14 protein-coding genes and 1 pseudogene are annotated in these 18,739 nt (G+C 71.6%); 8 read left to right on the top strand and 7 right to left on the bottom strand.

The features are described 5' to 3' along the window. Positions 1-108: 108 nt before the first annotated feature. The 7 genes and pseudogenes from ACVNF4_RS18175 to ACVNF4_RS18145 all read left to right on the top strand — a co-directional run. Positions 109-891 (top strand): annotated as a pseudogene (locus tag ACVNF4_RS18175) (carboxyl transferase domain-containing protein); the annotation flags it as partial. 128 nt (positions 892-1,019) lie between these two features. Beyond that, positions 1,020-1,376, top strand: a complete 357-nt coding sequence (locus tag ACVNF4_RS18170) for a CU044_2847 family protein (RefSeq protein ID WP_461803876.1) — start codon at positions 1,020-1,022, stop codon at positions 1,374-1,376. An 11-nt stretch (positions 1,377-1,387) separates the two neighbouring features. Then, positions 1,388-3,235: a VMAP-C domain-containing protein gene (locus tag ACVNF4_RS18165; RefSeq protein WP_461803875.1), complete on the top strand. Its 1,848-nt coding sequence runs from the start codon at positions 1,388-1,390 to the stop codon at positions 3,233-3,235. Positions 3,236-3,267: 32 nt separating this feature from the next. Continuing rightward, complete coding sequence (locus ACVNF4_RS18160; protein ID WP_461803874.1) at positions 3,268-4,278, top strand: AAA family ATPase; 1,011 nt, start codon at positions 3,268-3,270, stop codon at positions 4,276-4,278. Further along, positions 4,268-8,356: an SAV_2336 N-terminal domain-related protein gene (locus ACVNF4_RS18155; RefSeq protein WP_461803873.1), complete on the top strand. Its 4,089-nt coding sequence runs from the start codon at positions 4,268-4,270 to the stop codon at positions 8,354-8,356. Before ACVNF4_RS18160 ends, ACVNF4_RS18155 begins: the two co-directional genes overlap by 11 nt. A 179-nt stretch (positions 8,357-8,535) precedes the next feature. Continuing rightward, entirely contained in the window at positions 8,536-9,573 is a 1,038-nt protein-coding gene (locus ACVNF4_RS18150) for a rod shape-determining protein (RefSeq protein WP_355864488.1), read from the top strand. 5 nt (positions 9,574-9,578) lie between these two features. After that, positions 9,579-10,859, top strand: a complete 1,281-nt coding sequence (locus ACVNF4_RS18145) for a GAF domain-containing protein (RefSeq protein WP_461803872.1) — start codon at positions 9,579-9,581, stop codon at positions 10,857-10,859. Positions 10,860-10,874: 15 nt separating this feature from the next. Here ACVNF4_RS18145 and ACVNF4_RS18140 read toward each other — a convergent pair whose 3' ends face one another. From ACVNF4_RS18140 to ACVNF4_RS18110, 7 genes are all read right to left on the bottom strand, one after another. Next, positions 10,875-11,462 carry a hypothetical protein gene (locus ACVNF4_RS18140; RefSeq protein ID WP_461803871.1) on the bottom strand — a complete coding sequence of 196 codons (588 nt, stop codon included), beginning with the start codon at positions 11,460-11,462 and terminating at the stop codon, positions 10,875-10,877. Continuing rightward, a complete protein-coding gene (locus tag ACVNF4_RS18135; RefSeq protein WP_461803870.1) occupies positions 11,459-12,313 on the bottom strand; it encodes a carbohydrate ABC transporter permease in 855 nt (284 codons plus the stop codon). The genes ACVNF4_RS18140 and ACVNF4_RS18135 overlap by 4 nt, the downstream gene beginning before the upstream one ends. Further along, the gene (locus tag ACVNF4_RS18130; RefSeq protein WP_461803869.1) at positions 12,310-13,242 is read right to left on the bottom strand and encodes a carbohydrate ABC transporter permease; all 933 of its coding nucleotides are present in this window, start codon (positions 13,240-13,242) and stop codon (positions 12,310-12,312) included. The genes ACVNF4_RS18135 and ACVNF4_RS18130 overlap by 4 nt, the downstream gene beginning before the upstream one ends. Then, entirely contained in the window at positions 13,239-14,510 is a 1,272-nt protein-coding gene (locus ACVNF4_RS18125) for an ABC transporter substrate-binding protein (protein WP_461803868.1), read from the bottom strand. Before ACVNF4_RS18125 ends, ACVNF4_RS18130 begins: the two co-directional genes overlap by 4 nt. A gap of 28 nt (positions 14,511-14,538) precedes the next feature. After that, positions 14,539-15,447: a DUF6807 domain-containing protein gene (locus ACVNF4_RS18120; RefSeq protein ID WP_461803867.1), complete on the bottom strand. Its 909-nt coding sequence runs from the start codon at positions 15,445-15,447 to the stop codon at positions 14,539-14,541. Positions 15,448-15,582: 135 nt separating this feature from the next. Continuing rightward, positions 15,583-17,163, bottom strand: coding sequence for a carboxylesterase/lipase family protein (locus ACVNF4_RS18115; RefSeq protein ID WP_461803866.1), 1,581 nt, complete (start codon positions 17,161-17,163; stop codon positions 15,583-15,585). Positions 17,164-17,367: 204 nt separating this feature from the next. Continuing rightward, entirely contained in the window at positions 17,368-18,021 is a 654-nt protein-coding gene (locus ACVNF4_RS18110) for a FadR/GntR family transcriptional regulator (protein ID WP_461803865.1), read from the bottom strand. Positions 18,022-18,115: 94 nt separating this feature from the next. On the opposite strand from ACVNF4_RS18110, the gene ACVNF4_RS18105 reads away from it, so the two are divergent. Next, positions 18,116-18,739, top strand: a 624-nt coding sequence (locus ACVNF4_RS18105) for an MFS transporter (protein WP_461803864.1), incomplete at its 3' end; no start/stop codon positions are given.

The following is an 18,739-nucleotide window of genomic DNA, read 5'->3' as shown; positions in this document are numbered from 1 at the left end:
GGGTCGGGTTCAGGTCGGTCAGCGGACGCGCCACCACGTACGCGAGGAGCGTGAGGAGAGCGGCGGTCACCAGCGAGGCGGCCACGTTGACCAGCGGCTGCGTCTCGCGAGAAACGCCTGCGGGAGACACTGGGGTTGTGGCTGCGCCTCCTGAGCGCACCGGCGAGCGACGCCGCGCGGACGGCCGACGACGGCACGCGGCCACCCGGCAAAGACGCACCGCCACCGGCCGTCCCACCCCGTCCCGTCCCCGCACCCGTCCCCACCCCCCTCGGCGCCACCGGCCTCCCCGTCTCCGGCTGGGACGCCGTCCGCCGCGCCAGGTCACCCCAACGTCCCCGTGCACACGCCTACTTGGACGCCTACTTCACCCACCGCGCCGAGATCAGCGGCGACCGCTGCGGCGGCACCGATCCCGAGAGCATCGTCTGCGGGTTCGGGTTGCGGGCGGACGGCCGGACCGTCGCCTTCGCGGCGCAGACGGGTGCGGCGACCCGGCCCGCCGGCTACCGGACCGCCGTACGGCTGATCAGGCTGGCGGACCGGCTGGGCATCCCGGTGCTGACGCTGGTGGACACGCCGGGCGCGGCGAACGACGCGGAGGCCGAACGGCAGGGCGTGGGGGCGGCGATCGCCGACCTGTTCGGGGCCGTCACCGAGGCGCGGACGCCGATCACGACGCTCGTCATCGGCGAGGGCGGCTCCGGCGGGGCGCTCGCGCTGGCGGCACCGCAGCGGACGTGGGCGACACCGGACAGCTACTTCTCCGTCATCGCACCGGAGTCGGCCACCGCCATCCTCAAACGCCACCCGGACGAATTCGAGACAACGGCCGATCAACTCCGGATCAGACCACAGGACTTGATCGAACTAGGGGTGATCCGAACGTGAGATCGGGCCTGTTCGGACCGCCGGTATTCACAAGAGGAGCACGGAAGACTGCGCGACAACCCCAAGTACCGTACGTAACAATGGGAGTGCACTAAGACACGTATGACGGGGGTGTCGTGGAGAGTCTCGTGGAGTTCAAGACGGAGGACGGTGCGGTCGTCGCCGTCGAGTCCGTCGAGGAGCGGGCCGGGTCGCGGCTGGCGTCGCGGGACGGCAGCGTGCAGGCGGCGAGGACGTTCGAAGCCGCGCTGGACGGCGTTCGGACGGCCGCGCAGTCGGCGTTGCGGGTGTTCCGCGACGGTGCGCTGAAGCCGGACGGCGTGGAGATCGAGTTCGGCGTGAAACTCTCCGCCGAGGCGGGCGCGATCATCGCCAAGGGCACCAGCGAGGGTCATCTGGTGGTGAAGTTGACGTGGGGGTCGTCGCCCTCCGGGAGCCTCGCCGCCTCCGAGGACCCCGGTGCCCCCACCACCCCTGCGGAGTGAGCGGGTCACCGATGGAGAGCGCCGCGTGGCACGCCCGCGTCGAGGCGTACGGAAAGGTCCTGGGCGCCGGTTTCCTGGTCACCCCTGACACGGTCGTGACCTGCGCCCACGTCCTCGACGGCCGGGAGGAAGGGCTTACGGTCTCGTTCACCGAGCGCCCAGGCACCGACCCCGTACCCGTACGACTTCTGGCCCACGGCGGCTGGGACGCGCGGGCCGGGCACGATCGCGGGGACCTCGCCGTACTACGCCTTGAGAGGGACGCCCTGCCCCTTACCGGGGAGACCCCTACGGGGGAGGCCCCGATAGCCCCGGCCGCGCTCGCTCCGCCGGGCGCGGCGCACGGCAGGGCGGCGGACGGCGGTCCCCGCAAGCTCGTCGTCTACGGCTTCCCCGCCGGTTTCGACGAGGGCACGCTCGCCGAGTACCGGATCACCGCGCCCCAGTTGATCAGCGACGAGTGGAACCAGCTGGAGTCCTGGCAGCAGGGCGGGCAGCCGCTCGCGCCGGGTTTCAGCGGGGCGGCGGTCGTGCTCGCGGACACGGGCGAGGTCGTCGGGATGGTGACGGCCGCCGCCGGGGCGAGCGGGGTGTTCAACGGGCGGATGATGCCGACCGATGTGATGAAGCGGTACTGGCGCGACCTCGACGGCCTGATCCCGGTCGCCGATCACCGCCCGGCCGACCGGGCCCGGCTGTACCGGCTGGTGGAGCGGGCCGAGGCGGCGGGCGCGGCCTGTGAGCCGACGCAGCTCTACAACGCCGTCCGCGACCCGCTCGACCCGAGACCACCGGAGAACGGTTTCGACTCGTTGCGGTCGGCGGCGCTGTTCGTGCTGTCGGAGCTGGAGGGGGAGGAGGCGGCGGGGACGGTGATGCGGTTCGTGGAGCGGCTGGAGACGCTGTTGGCCACCCGCGCCCCGCACGCCGCACACGCCACCCCTGCCTCAGCCGCAACACCCGTAGTACCCGTAGTACCCGCCCCCTTCGCACCTCTCGCCCACCCCGTACACCCCGTACACCCCGTACACCCAGAGCCTCCCCCCGAGTGGTCCCCCATCCTCGTCGACCTGCACCACAGCGGCGCCGGCGACGGCCGGGTGCGGGTCGAGGTGTCGGCGTACAGCGGCGGGCGGCGGCATCAGATCGGCTCGGACACCGTGCCGAGGGACGGCCTGCCCGAGTACGTGCACCGGCAGATCGAGGCGGCGTTCCCGTTCCTGACGCCGGGCGCGGACGAGCTGATCGCATTCGCGCTGCCCCGCACCTGGCTCGACCTGCCGGTGGACCGCTGGCCCAGCGGCCCGGACGACGAGACGCCGCTGGGCTGCTCGTTCCCGCTGGTCGTCACCGATCACGCGCGCCGCAGGAACAGCACGCGCCACGTCCTGGCCCGCACCTGGAGCCGCCGGCTCGACGGCGCGGCGGGCTCGCCGGTGCACCGGGTCGAGTGCGGAAACACCGAGGAACCGGGGAAGTTGAGGATGCGGCTGCGGAAGCCGGACGCCTGCCTCGCCGGTTTCTCCACCACCCCGACCGCGCCCCGCGCCCGCGCACACTTCGACATCACGCTCACCGCGCCCGCCCCGATCGTCGTCTGGTCCCGCGACGGCTGCGACAGCGGCCCCGGGGAGGAGTGCGCGGGCGGCGCGGGTTGCACGGGGAAGACTTTTCTGGACCAGCTCGACTTCCGCGTGGCGAACGTCTCGCCCACCGAACTCCCTCGTCAGATCATGGAGTTGCGTGAGGAGGCGGCGGCCGAGGAGGAACACTGGGCACGGGGCATCCAACTCCTGTGGGACGACCCGCGTCTGTTCACCGACCTGCCCACGACCCACAGCCACTCGCCGGTGGCCTGACCGACCCGATACCCGAGAAGAGCTCAACTCGTATGCCTCACTGGTCTGTTTACACCGGCTCCAATGAACCCCACGCCGGTATCGGGAAGTTGCCCGACCCGCCGCCCTGGCGGGCGTTCGACGGCGCCCCCGTGGTGCCCGCGCCGCACGACACGGACGACGAGTCGGCCGTCTCCCCCGACCGTGTCCACCGCGCCCGCACCTACGTCGCCACCCCCGAGAGCGTCGAACTCGTCAACGCCGCCCTGATCCTGCGCCGCCCGCTCCTGGTCACCGGCCCGCCCGGTACCGGCAAGTCGTCCCTCGCGTACGCGGTGGCAAGGGAGTTGGGGCTCGGCCCGGTGCTCCGCTGGAACATCACCAGCCGCAGCACGCTCGCGGACGGCCTCTACCGCTACGACCCGCTCTCCCGCCTCTACGCGGCCCGCAAGGACGACGCGTACGACGGCGTCGAGGACCATCTGCGTCTCGGCCCCCTGGGCACCGCCCTGTTGCCCTACGAGCTGCCGCGCGTCCTGCTGGTCGACGAGTTGGACAAGAGCGACCTCGACCTCCCGAACGACCTGCTGAACGTCCTGGAGGAGGGCCAGTACGACATCCCCGAACTCCTGCGCGCAGCACGGCGGTCGGCGGACGACGGGCCGACCGTGCAGGTACTCGCGGACGGCTCGGAGTCCCCGGTGGAGATCGCCCGGGGCCGGGTGCGCTGCCGCGCGTTCCCCTTCGTGGTCCTGACCAGCAACGGTGAACGCGAGTTCCCGCCCGCCTTTCTGCGCCGCTGTGTCCGGCTGCGGCTGCGGCGCCCCGACCGGGCCCAGCTCGCGGAGATCGTCCACGCGCACCTCAACTCCCCGCCCTCGGAGGCGGATCCGCTGATCGACCGCTTCCTGGAGCGCGCCGCGAACGGTGACCTGGCGACCGACCAACTCCTCAACGCCCTTTATCTGACCGGGGTCACGGGGCTAGACGCGGCCTCCCGGGGTGAACTCGCGGAGCGGCTCATGCCCTATCTGGACGCGGTGGCGGACGCAGATGGACTCTGAGAGCCCCCTCGACTCCGAGTCCCCTCTCACCCCTGAGGCCCCCCTCGCGCGGCTGGCCACCCTGCTGGACGCCGCCGCCGAGGGAACGGACGGACCGACACCCCGCGAGCTGGCCGAAGTGCTGTGGTTGGCAGGGAAGTTGGCCGATGCTCCAGGACACCCCGCGCACTCGTCCCCGGACTCCGGCCCGGCGATCCCGAACACACCTCCGAGCAACCCCGATCCCGGCCTCCCCCCGCAGCCCACCCGGCCCGACCCCGCCGTCGCCCTCCCACCGGCCCCCACCCCACCTCGCGTCCCCCTCCACCTCCCCACCACCTCCGGCACGCAGACCCGAACTCCTCTCGGCGGCAGGTCACTTCGCATCCCCGTCCCGCCGATGCTCCCCCACCCGCTCGCCCTCCAGCGCGCTCTGCGCCCCCTCAAGCGGACGGTCCCCGCACCCCGCGCGGAGCTCCTCGACGAGGCCGCGACCGTCGACCGCATCGCGCGCCACGGCGGCGACCCGGAGGTCTGGCTCCCGGTGCTGCGCCCGGCCCGGGACCGCTGGCTGCGGCTGTGCCTGGTGCACGACACGGGTCCGACGATGCCCGTATGGCAGCCGCTGGTAAGGGAGTTGCACACCATCCTCGCCCAGTCGGGCATCTTCCGCACGGTCTCCCTGCACCCCCTCACCCCCGACGGTCACACCCGAGGCGTCACCGTCCCGGCCGACGGCCGCACCGCGATCCTCGTCCTCAGCGACTGCATGGGCCCGCAGTGGCGCCCCGGCCCGGACGGCGAACGCTGGTACCGCACCCTGCGCCACTGGTCGGCGCACGCCCCCTTGGCCGTCGTCCAGCCGCTCCCCGAACATCTCTGGCCGCCGACGGCTCTCCCCGCCGAACCGGGCGTCTTCACCTCCCCGGACTGCGCGGCCCCGGCCGCGGCGCTCACCTTCACGGCGTACGACCCGGATCTCACCCGCCCCTCGACGGACGCCGTTCCGCTGGCTGTTCTGGAGCCGAGCGCGCCGTGGCTCGCCAACTGGGCGGCGTTGCTGGCCGATCCGGGAGGCGGGTGTGTGTCCGGGGCGGCGGCCTGGCTGACCGCCACGCCGCCCGTCCTCGAAGAGGCTGCGGACATACGGGATCTGACAGCGCGTGAGATCGTCCTGCGGTTCGAGTCCACCGCCTCGCCCGAGGCGTTCCGGCTGGCCGGTCATCTGTCGCTGGCCGCGCCCTCGGTGCCGGTGATGCGGCTCGTGCAGCATGCCGTGCAGGAGGAGCCCCGGCCCCAGCATCTGGCCGAGGTGATCCTCAGCGGGATGCTCACGGCCGTCGACGGGCCGGCCGGGTCGTACGCGTTCCGGCCCGGGGTACGGGAGTTGCTCCAGCGGACGCTGCCCCGGACCGTGCGGGGGCGTACGAGTGAATTCCTCGCGGAGATCGGGCAGTTGATCGATGAGCGGGCCGGGTTCACGCCCGGCGCGTTCCGGGCGCGCGGCGGGGGTGGCGAGGGGGACGGGGAGGCGTTCGCGACCGTCCGGGGGGAGACCGTCGACCGGCTCGGGGGGGCGGTGGAGGGTTCGCTGCTCGGCGAGCGGTACCGGGTGCTGGGGCGGCGAGGGCGGGGGCAGCGGGTGCGGGAGGCGGTGGACACGCGGACCGGGGAGCGGGTCGTCGTCCATCTGTATCCCGAGCAGCCGGGGTATCTGGAGCGGTTCGCGGAGGAGGCGCGGGCGTTGGCCGAGGTGCGCAGTCCGTATGTGGTGCGGGTGCTGGATCACGGGGTTGAGGGGCAAGCGCCTTATCTGGTCGGAGAGTTCGTGGAGGGGGTGACACTTTCGGAGCTGATGCTGGGGAGCGGTCCCGGGGTGTCTCTGCCGTTGTACGCCGCACTCGTGGCCGATGTCGACAAGGGGCTCACCGCCCTGCACACGGCCGGTCTCGTGCGCGGGCAGACGGGCGGTAACGGTTTGTTGCTGCGTGCGGATGACGGAACCGTCCTCATCAGCCGGTTCGCGCTGGGGCGAGAGGCACAGTCCAAGGATGCCTCGGGTGACGTCGTCGAATTCCAGCAGTTCATCGGTGAGTTGACAGAAAGCTCGCCAGACGTGCAAGGCCGTCCAGAGCGGTATTCACCCGAGGCGCTCGCCCTGGCCCGCACCTCCGATCGCCTCCAGATCCAGATGACGTCGCCGATAAAAGTGACGCGCGGCGCCACCTCCGGGCACATCCACCGCCCCGAGTCCATGTCCCTGCTGGCGAAGCTCCTACAGAACCGGGGCCGCCGGGTGAGGTACGACGAGTTGGTGCGCGTGCTGCCCGAGCACCTCCGATCGTCTTTCCGAGTAAGGGAGTTGATCGCCGACTTGGTCACCAGCCACCTCGGCCCCAGCTCCGTCGCCGAAGTCACCGACGGCTACGCCCTGCACCTCCCGAACGCCGACGTCCTCACCCCCCACCCCCTCCGCTTCGAACTCCTCACCCCCCTCACCCCCGAGTCCCGCATCACCCTGGAGTACGCGGTGGACGAGGTCCTCTCCCGAGGCGGTCTCACCCCCGCCCAGTACGAGACCCGCGTCCTCCCTCAGGGCTACCGCGTCGACATCTCACCGGACACCTACCTCATCCCCCTCCTTGCGGCGGCCGTCCGCTGGCTCCCCGGCCCCCTCGCCACCCTCCCGGACGTGCCCAGGCTCCACGTCACCTTCGGCGACGCCCCCACTCCGCCGCCGTCCCCGGCCCAGGCGACCGTCACCGTCCCGCCCGCGCTGTACGAGTCGTTCATCGGAAGCTCGGCGGCCTTCGGCCCCCACCGGTTCCGCCCCCTGTACGGCGAGGACCCCAACTCCCCGCCGACGGCCTGGTACTGCCCCCTGCCCGCGCCACGCCCCGAGGACGAGGAGCGGGACCTGGTGAAGGGCCCCTACCTCACCCGCGACCTGCACGAGCTGGCCGTACCGGCGCCGGGCCGGGCCGCCGTCGTCCACACTCTCCCGGACGCACCTCTGACTCTCCTCAACCCGGCGCGGCCGTACGGGAGTCGGCGCCCGGGCCGGGCGACGTACTACGAGGTGGACGTCACGCCGCAGACCACGACTCGGGAGCTGCGGCTGCCCAGTTCGGGCAAGGCCCGGTTCGCGGCGTCCGCGCGGCTGACCTGGCGGGTGACGGATCCGGTGGCGTTCGTCCGGGCGGAGGTCCCCCGGGTCGCGGACGCGCTGTTCGCGTACGTCGCCGACAAGGCGCCCGGCATCACGCGGCACCACTCCCACAACCGCCCGCAGGGGGCCGAGCGGGCGCTGGGGAAGGAGCTGAGGGCGTGGCCGGTGCCGGGGCTCCAGGTGAGCTGCGAGGTGCGGATAGTGCCGTACGCACAGCAATCGGTTGCGCAACAGTCGGCGCCCGGACTCACGGCGCTCCTGGCGGCGCCGACGGTGCTGCTCGGGTTCGACGGCCCTGTCACCCGGCTCTTCCCCGCCGCCCGGGCACGGGAGGCGGCGCTCGCCCTGCTGGCGGTGGCGGCGGAGCACCGGAACCCCGAAGACGCCCTGGCCGGGCGGCCGTTCGGGACGGCGCAGGCCCGCGACACGGTCGTCCATCCGCTGGATGTGCTGCGCGCCTTCGCCCGTGATCCGCTCGGCCCGCTGCTGCGGGTGCGCCTCGACGAGCTGGAGCTGGCCGCTGTGCCGGACGCGCCGACGACGCACAACGCGGTGGCGCTGGTCAAGGCGCTGCACGCGGCGGGGCGGCGGGTTTCGGTGGTGACCGATTGCTGCGCGGAGGCGGTACGGCGGTATGTGGCGCCGTACCGGCTGCCGCTGGCCGGCGTCCACGGGCGGGGGGACCACCCGGCGACCCTGATGCCCGACCCCGACGCCATCCGGCGGGCGCTCGGCGACGACGCCGGGCACGCCGTGTTCCTCGGGTCGACGGTCGCCGAGCTGACGGCGGCGCAGCGGACGGGGCTGCCCTTCATCGGGCTGGCGCGCAACCGGACGATGGAGCAGGGGTTGCGGGAGGCGGGGTGTGAGGTGGTGGTGCGGTCACTGGCACCGGTACTGGAGGCGGCTCGCGCCCTGGGGAACCCCTAGGGGACCTCCCGTACAACCTCTGAAAGAACTTCACATATCAGACAATTCTCACAAAATCACCCATTCGGTCGCTCCCTGCCCGGCCCATCCCAGCGGGCGCCCCCTCTCGCGCGCCCGCACGATGCGAAGGAGGCCGCCGACCGGCGGTCCCACGGTCGTGCTCTCGGGAGGACCTGTCCATGACCGCCAGCTTGGAGCAGTTGCGCCGCTGTCACTTCGCCGTCGACCTGGGTGCGGCGAGGACGCGGGTGTACGTGAAGGGGGCCGGGCTCGTCGTCGACCAGCCGTCGGCCGCCGCCGTGAACACCCGGACCGGCGCGCTGATCGCGGTCGGCGAGTTCGCCGAGAAGATGACCGGGCGCACGCCGGACTACATCCGGGTGGTGCGGCCGGTGTCGGGCGGGACGGTCGTCGACATCGAGATGGCCCAGCGGATGCTGCGGCACCTCCTCGGGGACAAGATCCGCCGTCAGCTGCGCTACAAGCCGCGCCTGCGGGCCGCCGCCTGCACGCCGCACGACGCCGATCCGCTGGCGCAGCGCGCGACGATCGAGACGCTGGTCGGGCTCGGGGCGCGGCGGGTGGAGCTGGTGGACACGCTGACGGCCGCCGCGATCGGCTGCGGGCTGCCGGTCGAACGGCCCGAGGCCACCATGATCATGGTGTGCGGGGCCGCCGCCACGCAGGTCGCGGTGCTCTCCCTGGGCGCGATCGTCACCGCCGAGCGGGTGCCCGTCGGCGGGGTGGCGGTCGATCACGCGATCGTCCAACACCTGCGCCACCAGCACGAGTTGATCCTTCCGAGCCAGTCGGTGCGGCCGTTGCAGCTCGCCCTGTCCGGCAACGGCCTCTCCCCGCACGGCCCTTCGTCCACGGAGATCCACGGCAGGGACGTCGCGACGGGGCTCGCGCGCTGTGTGCAGGTGGACACGGCCGCCGTCCGGGACGCGATCGAGACACCGCTGACGGCTGTACTCGACGGTATCGGGCGGGTGTTGCGCAACTGCCCGCCCGACCTGGTCGCCGACCTCGCGGACCGAGGCATCATGATGGTCGGCGGTTCGGCGCTGCTGCCGGGCTTCGACCAGATGCTCCGCGAGGCGACCGGGATGCCGGTGCACATCGCCGACCGGCCCGACATCTGCGCGGCCCAGGGGCTCGGCATGATGCTCGAAGGGCGCATCCAGCCCATGGAGTTGGCACCGCTGGGCGCCTGACGCGCGTGCGGCTCGACGCCCTCCTGGCCATCGGCACCGACCTCGAACTCGCCGCGACGGTACGGCACATCGTGGACGCGGCGGCCGAACTGACCGGGTCCCGCTGCGCCGTTCTCGAAACCGGCCCTTGCGACGCGCCGGTCCTGCACGTCCCGGTCGAGGGGTACGGCCGTCTGCATCTCGCCGGCGGCCGTCCCTCCCCCGCCCTCGACATCCTCGCGGCCCGCGCGAGCGCCGCCCTCACCAGCGCCCATCTCTTCGACGCGGCCCGGCAGCGTGAACGCTGGATCGAGGGCGCCGCCGCCGTCACCACCACCCTGCTGGGCGCCGGAAGTTCAGCCGAGGCCGAGGCCGAAGCCGAAGCCGAGGCCGACCCCCTGATGACCGTCGCCGACCGCGCCCGCCTCCTCGCCGACGCCGCCGCGGGCGTCGTCCTCCAGCCGACCCCCGAGGGCGGCATGGAGATCGTGGCGGCGTCCACGTACGACGACCCCGGTGACATCGTCGGGACGACGATCCGGCGCGGCAGCCCCGTCCTCGTGCAACTCCTGGGCGGTGAGCCGGTGTTCATCGACGACTCGGCGACCGACCCGCGGATGACCACGCACGTCCGGCACCGGTTCGGACCCAGCATGATGCTGCCGCTCCAGGCCGACGGCCGCCTCATCGGCACCCTCGCGCTGCCCCGCCGGCACGGAGGCCGACCGTACACCGAGACGGAGAAGCGGCTCGCCGTCCAGTTCACCTCCCAGGCGGCCCTCGCCCTCCTCCTCGCCGACACCCGGCACCGGCGCGCGCGGCTCGCGGTGTACGAGGACCGGGACCGGATCGCCCGGGACCTCCATGACCTGGTGATCCAGCGGCTGTTCGCGACGGGGATGATGCTTCAGGCGACGGGGCGCAGGGCGGCCGGGGGCAAGGGCGGGTACGGCGACACCCGCGCCCGGGACGCCGTCGACGCCGCCGTCGCCGAACTGGAAGCCACGGTCCAGCAGATCCGTACCGCCATCTTCCAGCTCCAACAGCCCCCCGCCGAACCGCCGTCGGGGCTGCGCGCCCGGCTCCTGCGGGAGGCCGCCGCGACCCTCGGCACTCAGCCCTCCGTCCGCTTCACCGGCCCGGTCGACGCGCTGGTCCCCGAGAGTCTCGTCCCCGTGCTGCTCACCGCCCTGCGTGAAGCCCTCGGCGGGTTCACGAACGCGGACATCGAGGTGCAGGCCGACAGTCGGCGGGGGGTGCGGCTGACGGTGGACTCTCGGGTGGTGTGGGAGGGGGCCGTGGAGTGAGCCCCCCGAACTTCCCTATCGCGCCCGGGGTGTTCGCACATCGATCGCGGCCAGGGCCAACGCCAGCGGCCCCGGCGCCAGGAACGCCAGCGGCAGCAGCATCCACGCACACAGCAGGGCCGTCATCACCGCGAGGAGGATGAGCGCGCTACCCCAGAGGTCTCGCCCGGCATCGTCAACAGCCGTGCGCAGAGCGGCAGTCCAGTCGTCCAGCGACTCCGGGCGAGCACAGGCGCGCAGGGCGACCACCAGCGCGCAGCAACCGATCAGCGCCGCCGGTACGGCGAACACCGCACCCCCCGGCAGCCCGGCGCGAGCAAGCGCCAGGTCCGCCAGGAACAGCAGCACCCCGGCGACGGCGACGCAGCCCGCAGCCAAGTCGCCCGCGCGCAACCGTCGTCGGAGCAGCGAGAAGTAGCGGACCGCGGTCGCCGGACGGTCCTCGCCCGCGCCCCGCAGAACCGCGCAGGCGGTGGAGATGGCGGCCGGGATCGTGACAACGGGCAGGCAGGACACGGCTGTTGCGAGGCCGATGCTCATCGTGTCGGCGAAGAGGGAGAACCGGGGGCCGAACAGCTCTCCCGGTTCGCGCACGCCGCTCACCCCTTCAGTCCCGAACTCGCCATGCCCTCCACCAGGAACCGCTGGAAGGCGAGGAAGAACAGCACGATCGGCAGCAGCGCGATCACCGACATCGCGAACATCGGTCCGAACGACGACTGGCTGGAGGCGTCGACGAAGGACCTCAGCGCGAGGGTGAGGGTGAACTTGTCAGGGTCGAACAGGTAGATGAGCTGGGTGAAGAAGTCGTTCCACGTCCAGATGAACGTGAAGATGGCCGTGGTGATCAGCGCGGGCCGGGTCAGCGGCAGGACGACGTGGAAGAAGCTGCGGAACGGACCACAGCCGTCGATGCGCGCGGCCTCCTCCAGCTCACGCGGCAGCCCGCGCATGAACTGCACGATGAGGAAGACGAAAAACGCCTCTGTGGCAAGGAACTTGGGCAGGATCAGCGGCCAGTACGTGTTCACCAGGCCGAGTTTGTTGAAGATGATGTACTGCGGGATCAGCACCGCGTGGTGCGGCAGCATGATCGTAGCGATCATGAACGCGAAGAGCGGTCCCCGCATCCGGAACCGCAGCCGCGCGAACGCGTAAGCGGCGAGCGAGCAGCTGATGACGTTGCCGAGGACCGAACCGCCCGCGATCAGCAGGGAGTTGGTGAGCAGTCGGCCGACGGAGACGCCGTTCACTCCGTCGAGGGCGGTCGAGTAGTTGGACCACTCCAGGTGGCTGGGCCACAGGTCGAGGCCGGCGATGACCTCGTTCGCGGGCTTCAGCGAGGTCGCCAGGAGCCAGACCAGTGGGTACAGCATGACGAGCAGCGCGGCGAGACAACCTACGTGCAGGGCAAGGCGGTTGCGGTTCACCGCGACTCCCTTCACGGAACTCATCGCTCCCCCTCCGACGCGTAGAACACCCAAGCCCGCGACGTCCGGAACAACACCGCCGTCACCACCCCGATGACCACCAGCAACACCCAGGCCATCGCCGACGCGTAGCCCATGTGCGACGCCACGAACCCCCGGTCGTAGAGGTACATCGTGTAGACGAGCGTCGAGTCGGCCGGTCCGCCCTTCCCCGCGCTGATCGCGAACGCGGGCGTGAACACCTGGAACGACTGGATGGTCTGGAGGACCAGGTTGAAGAACAGGACGGGGGACAGCATCGGCACGGTGACGGAGGCGAACTGCCGCCACCGCCCCGCCCCGTCGACGGCCGCCGCCTCGTACAACTCCCTCGGTATCTGCTGGAGTCCGGCGAGGAAGATGACCATCGGCGCCCCGAACTGCCACACCGTCAGCAGCGCCACCGCGAGCAGCGACCAGCCGGGCTTGTTGACCCAGCCGCCGGTGCCGAAGAGGTTGTCGACCGTGCTGCCGTCGTTGAAGACCGCCCGCCAGACGAGGGCGACGGACATCGACGCGCCCAGCAGGGACGGCGCGTAGAACGCCGAACGGTAGAAGGCGCGTCCGCGTCTCATCGACCTCAGCGCGAGCGCGACGGCGAGGGCCAGGGCGAGTTGGAGGGGGACGGCGATGACGACGTACGTCAGGGTTGTAACGACCGAACGCCAGTAGCGGGGGTCCTCCGTGAACATCTGCGTGTAGTTGCGCAGGCCCACCCAGTGGGGCGGGTTGAACAAGTCGTAGTCGGTGAAGGAGAGATACAGCGAGACGGCCATGGGTGCGAGGGTGAGGCCGATCGCGCCGAGCACCCACGGGGAGAGGAACACCCAGGCGGCGCCCTCCCGTCGGCGTTTCCCGCGCACGACTTCCGCAGGTGCCTCGACGGGACGCGTGGCGGGGACGGTGGTGGTCATGACCTCAACTCCGCCTTCGCCTCGGTGACATAGTCCTCGGCCGCCTCGCGGGGTGACATCCGCTCGTACGACACCTGGTCGTAGTCGCGCTGGAAGGTGGTCTGCAAGGCGCTGTCGCCGGACGGCGGGGCCTGCGGCGGATCCTTCAACTTGCCTTCCACGGAGGCCTGGTAGTCGGAGATCGCCCGGTCGAAGTCGGTGAGCTGCGGCTCGATGGCCCGGCGGACCGACTCGTTGACGGGGATGCCCCGGGTGGCGCCGAGGATCTTCGCCGGCTCCGGGTCGTTGATCATGAAGTCGATGAACTCGGCTGCTTCCGCCGCATACTTGGTGTCGGCGGAGGCGCCGAGGAACATCGACGGCTTGAAGTACTGGCCGGGGGTGCCGTCTTCGCCGGTCGGCATCCGCGCGAGGGCGACGCCGCCTTCGAGGAGCGCCCTGAACCCGCTTGCCGGAGCGTCCCAGTTGGCGTCCGTGACCGACTTTCCCCGGCCCAGCGGGGTGTTCTCGACGGTGCCGTCGAGCTGGGTGGTCTGCTCGGCGGGCGAGACGACGCCCTCGCGGCGCAGGCCGTCGGTGAACGTCCACCAGTGGGTCAAGTCATCGACGGTGAAGCCGAGTCGCCGGTCCTTCGTGTACAGCGCCTTGCCCCGGCCGCGCAGCCAGACCTCGAAGCTGTCCTCGCTCTGACCGGGGTCGGTGGCGCCGGGTTTCCCCGTCGCCCTCTTCAACTCCCGCATGGTGTCCGCCCATTGGCTCCACGTCCAGGGCCCCGACGGGAGGGGGACGCCGGACTCGCGCCACGTCTTCGCGTCGTAGGCGACGGTCTCGGTGCCGCGCCCCTGGGGGATCGCGTACTGGACGCCGTCCACGCGGCCGGTGGCGAGGAGGCCGGGGTCGATCTCCGAAGTCCGGGGCGCCGACCGCTCTTTGCCGAGGTCGAGCAGGACACCGCCGTCCGCGTACTGGTCGATCTGCCGGTAGTCCAGCTGCATGACGTCCGGGGCGTCGCCGCCGGCGACCTGGGTGGCGAGCTTCTGTCTGTAGGCGTCGTAGCCGGCGAACGACGTCTGGATGTCGATCCCCGGGTTGGCCTTCTCGAAGAGGGCCACGGCCTTCTCGGTGCGCGCGGCCCGGTCGGGGTTGCCCCACCAGGTGTAGCGCAGTACGGCCTTGCCGTCCGCCGAGGCGGAGCCCCCGCAGCCGGCCAGCGTCGCGCCCAGCAGCAGCGCGGCGACGGCGGCCGACAGTCCCTTCGTCCGGTGCATGCCTGCCTCGCTCTCCTCGTGCGTCGGGTCAGGGCCAGCTGAGTCCGGCGAGGTGGGCCGAGACGCGTTCTCGGTCCCACGCCCCGTCCGCGAACACCACGCGGTAGCGGTACGCGAAGGACTCCCCCGGCGGCAGCGCGAACTCCTCGAAGAACGCCCAGGAGAACGAGACCGTCGGGATCGGCTCGGCGCGCACGAACCAGTGGTGCGCGGCGGCGCCGTCCACGTCGTGCTCGAAGATCAGCGTCGAGTGGCCGTCCACGTCGTCGTGTTCGCCGGTGTAGGCGAGCCACCGGCTCCGGGTGCCCATCAGCTTCTCCGCGCCCTCCGCCTCGGGGGTGAACGCGGCGCCGCCCGTGAAGTCGCGGGGGCCGCGCCAGTGCAGCCCTGTGTAGCCCGCGAGTTCACGTCCGGCGGTGGTGGGGGAGCCGAAGTCGAGGGGGGCGTCCCGGAGGTTGGTGAGGTGGATCGTCCAGTCCAACGCCCAGGCGCCGGCGGCCTCGTCGACGGAGTGGACGCGAACTCCCCTGATTTCGCGGGCCCATTCGTCGCCGCCGTTCTCGACCCAGGTCAACTCCTCGGTGAACGCGAGCTGTCGCTCGTCGACGGTGAACGCGGAGAACCCGTCGTGCCGCATGGAGCCGATGACGTCGTAGAGGTCCAGGTACCCCTCGCCGTGCACATAGCTGTGCCCGCCCCAGAAGTTCTGCCCCGACAGATGACTCGCCGTCATCTGGAGCCCCTTGTGCCACCGGTGGTCACTGGGCCGGTACCCGCTCACCACCCGACCGCCCAGCGTCCGCAGCGGATGTGCGTACGGTTTGCGCGCCTCGTACGCCTCCGGGTCCGGCCGGTACACGTACCGCAGGATCTCGGTGCCGTTCGCGGCCTCCACCGCGATGTGGTCGCCGTGGACATGGGTGACACGGATGGTCATGCGAACTCCTGCCGAGAACGGGAACCGGGGCTTCACCGCACGCGATACGCAAGGACCGGACGCCGGTCCGTGTCCCCGGACCGGCGTGCCCTGCGGCCGAAGGCGTGCCCCTCGGCCGCAGGGGGCGCTACCGCTTCAGGAGTTGCGCGGCATCGTCTCCCAGAACGCGCACTGGTGTTCCGTCGCGTACCGGTCGTCGTCGGTCACGGCGCTCCTGCCGCCCGCCCGCAGCGACAGCATCAGGCCCTCGCCCTGGTGATAGCGGGGCCACGACGCGGCGGACGGCCGTCCGGTCTTCGTGAACTCCCCCCAGTACCGCGTCATTTCACGGGCGAGCCGGCGCTCCCCGGCGTTGAACAGCGGCGCGATGGGTGTGCCGTTGTTGAAGCTGGGCCAGATGTAGGCGAGTTCGGCGGCGTGGCCCGCGCCCCAGACGTAACCGGGTATCTGCGTCAGGCCGGGGCCGGTCCGGTGGTCGAACTCGTAGGCGTACGTGGGGGTGTACCGCTCGAAGGTCCGCACGAGCGACCGCAGCCCGCAGCCGCCGATCCCCGACATCATCCCCGAGTCGGTCATGATCTCGCCGATGACGTACGCCGCGGTGAACCGGTCGGACGTCTCGGGCCACGGGTAACGGGAGAGGACCTCGTCCGCGCGGGTGCCGCCGACGCCCTGGACGAAGGCGAGGTAGGCGTCCTTGCCCGCGCCTATGTACCCCTGCGCGAAGGTCCGGCCCTCGTCACGAGTGGCGCCGACCACCAGGGGCACCCGGGCGAACCGCCCGCTGTCCACCGCCTCCCGCACCGGGATCGGGAACGTCGGGGTGCCGTCGACGAAGCCGCCCGAGAAGTTCCGGCTCGCGTCGAGCAGCGTGCCCGCCGGCGCCTTCCGCAGACAGTCGAGGACGGCCGTGCCGTCGCACCCCGCCTGCCGGGCGAACGCCGTCCCCGCGCTCTCCGCCTGGCCCTGCGGCCGGCTGGGGCAGGAGCCGCTCTGGATCATGGCGCGCGCGAACAGGCCGCGTGAGCCGGGCGCCACCAGATGCCCGCAGACGGACCAGCCGCCCGCGGACTCCCCGCCGATGGTGACCTGCCGGGGGTTCCCCCCGAACGCGGCGATGTTGCGCTGCACCCAGCGCAGCGCGGCCTGCTGGTCCATGAACCCGTAGTTGCCGGACTCACCGCCCTCCTCGGTGAGCGCGGGCAGCCCGAGGAAACCGAAGGCGCCGAGCCGGTAGTTGAGCGAGACGCCGATGACGCCCGTCTCCCTGACGAGCTTCGACTCGTCGTTCTGCGAGCCGCTGCCGTTGGTCAGGCCGCCGCCGTGGATGAAGACGTGCACCGGAAGCCGGTCCCCCGCCCGCACCCCCGCCGGCCGCCACACATTGACGTCGAGACAGTCCTCGGTCTCACTGCGCGGCCCGTTGGTGCTGGGCAGCACCGGGCAGGGATCCCCGAAACCGGCCCCCTCCCGCACACCGCTCCACCCCGCCGCGGCCTGCGGCGGCTTCCAGCGCAGGGAGCCGGTCGGCGCCGCCGCGTAGGGAATCCCGAGGAACCTCTCGACCCCCTTCGACGCGGCACCGCGCACGGCACCCTTGTCGGTGCGCACCACACCGGACGCACTCGCCGACGCCGTCGCGGGCAGCAGCCCGACAACAGCGAGGGACAGGGCTAACGCACCGCCCAGAACGGTGCGGATTCTGCTGGCAGTCATGGAGGGGGCCTCTCGGGTCGGAGCCGACCAAGGTGTTACGCGAGAGTTTCGAAGCTCCGGCGGATCAACGTCCAGCGTCAGAACGAGATCTGTTCATGCGATCAGTGCATCAATGGCGTACGAAGAAACGGACCGCTGCCCCGATCACCGTCGGGAGCAGCGGTCCGTTTCATGGGACACACCAGAAAAAACAGGGGCGATCTGTCAGTCCATATAAGAGGCCGCCTCCTGCACCGCGCGCTCGACGTCCCGGCTGCGGATCGCCTCGACGAGCCCGGCATGGTCCTGGAACTTCTCCGTGTGCAACGCGTTGCTGAAGTGGTCCAGGAGTGAGTCGCGTATGACCTCACCGAGATCGGCGTGGAGCCCGGCCAGCACGGTGTTCTGGGACGCGGTGACGACGGCGAGATGGAAGGCGACGTCGGCGTTGACGAAGCCGACCCGGTCGCCGGCCGTCCACGCGTCCTGCCGTTGCTGGAGGGCGCGTTCGAGCCGGGCGAGGTCGTCGTCCGTGCGGTGCCGGCAGGCGAGTTTGGCGGCCCGGACCTCCAGCGCGCTGCGGACTTCGACGACGTCCTCGGTCCTGGCGTTCTTGAACCGGTTGCGCATGACGCCGGCGAGTTCGCTGGTGGCCTGGACATAGGAGCCGGAGCCGTGGCGAATGTCCAGCAGCCCGGTGTGCGCCAGGGCTTTGACGGCTTCGCGCACGGTGTTCCGTGCGACGTCTAGTTGTTCGACCAGTTCGGTCTCGGTGGGGATGCGACTCCCTACAGGCCAGGCGCCTGAGGTGATCTGGTCGCGGAGTTTGGCGATCACCAGGTCGCCCAGGGCTTGGCGGCGGACGGGGCCCATGTTCATGCGGTCCACCCTACGCCGGAAACCCGCAGTCATCCTAAGGCCCTACGAACATTCACTGGACATCGAGTCATGGGATGACTCTATGATGGGGCCTATGACCTTAGACAAGGGCGACGAGGCCACACCTGCCGCCGGCCTCGGCCGCGACGCCTTATTACGCGGCGCGCGCCGCACGGCCGTGGTGGCACTGGTACTGGCCGCCCTCAACCTCCGCCCCGGGGTCACCAGCCTCGGACCGGTACTGCAAGAGGTCAGCGACAGCCTCGACATGAGCGGCTCGACGACCGGACTGGTGACCGCCGTCCCCGCAGTGTGTTTCGCGGCGGTCGGCTCGATCGCCCCGCGCCTGGCCCGCCGCCTCGGAGCGAGCACCGCCATCGCGGTCGCCGGCGCGGTACTGGCCGCGGGACTGGCGCTGCGGCCGTGGGCCTTCGACGCGGTGCTGTTCGTCGCGCTGACGGCGCTGGCCCTGGCCGGCATCGCCGTGGTCAACGTGCTGCTGCCGATGGTCGTGAAGCGGCACTTCCCCGACCGCGTGGGCATGATGACCGGCCTGTACTCCATGGCGCTCAACGTCGGCGCGTCGTCCGCGGCGGCGCTCACGGCGCCCCTGACGGAGGCGTTCGGCGGCGACTGGCGCTACGGCCTGGCCACCTGGTCGCTCCTGGCCGCGCTGGCCGTACCGCCCTGGCTCGTCCTCGCGGCCCGGCGGCCACCC

It is taken from the genome of Streptomyces sp. S6, from assembly GCF_054880855.1.
This window is presented reverse-complemented; position numbering and strand designations above follow the sequence as displayed.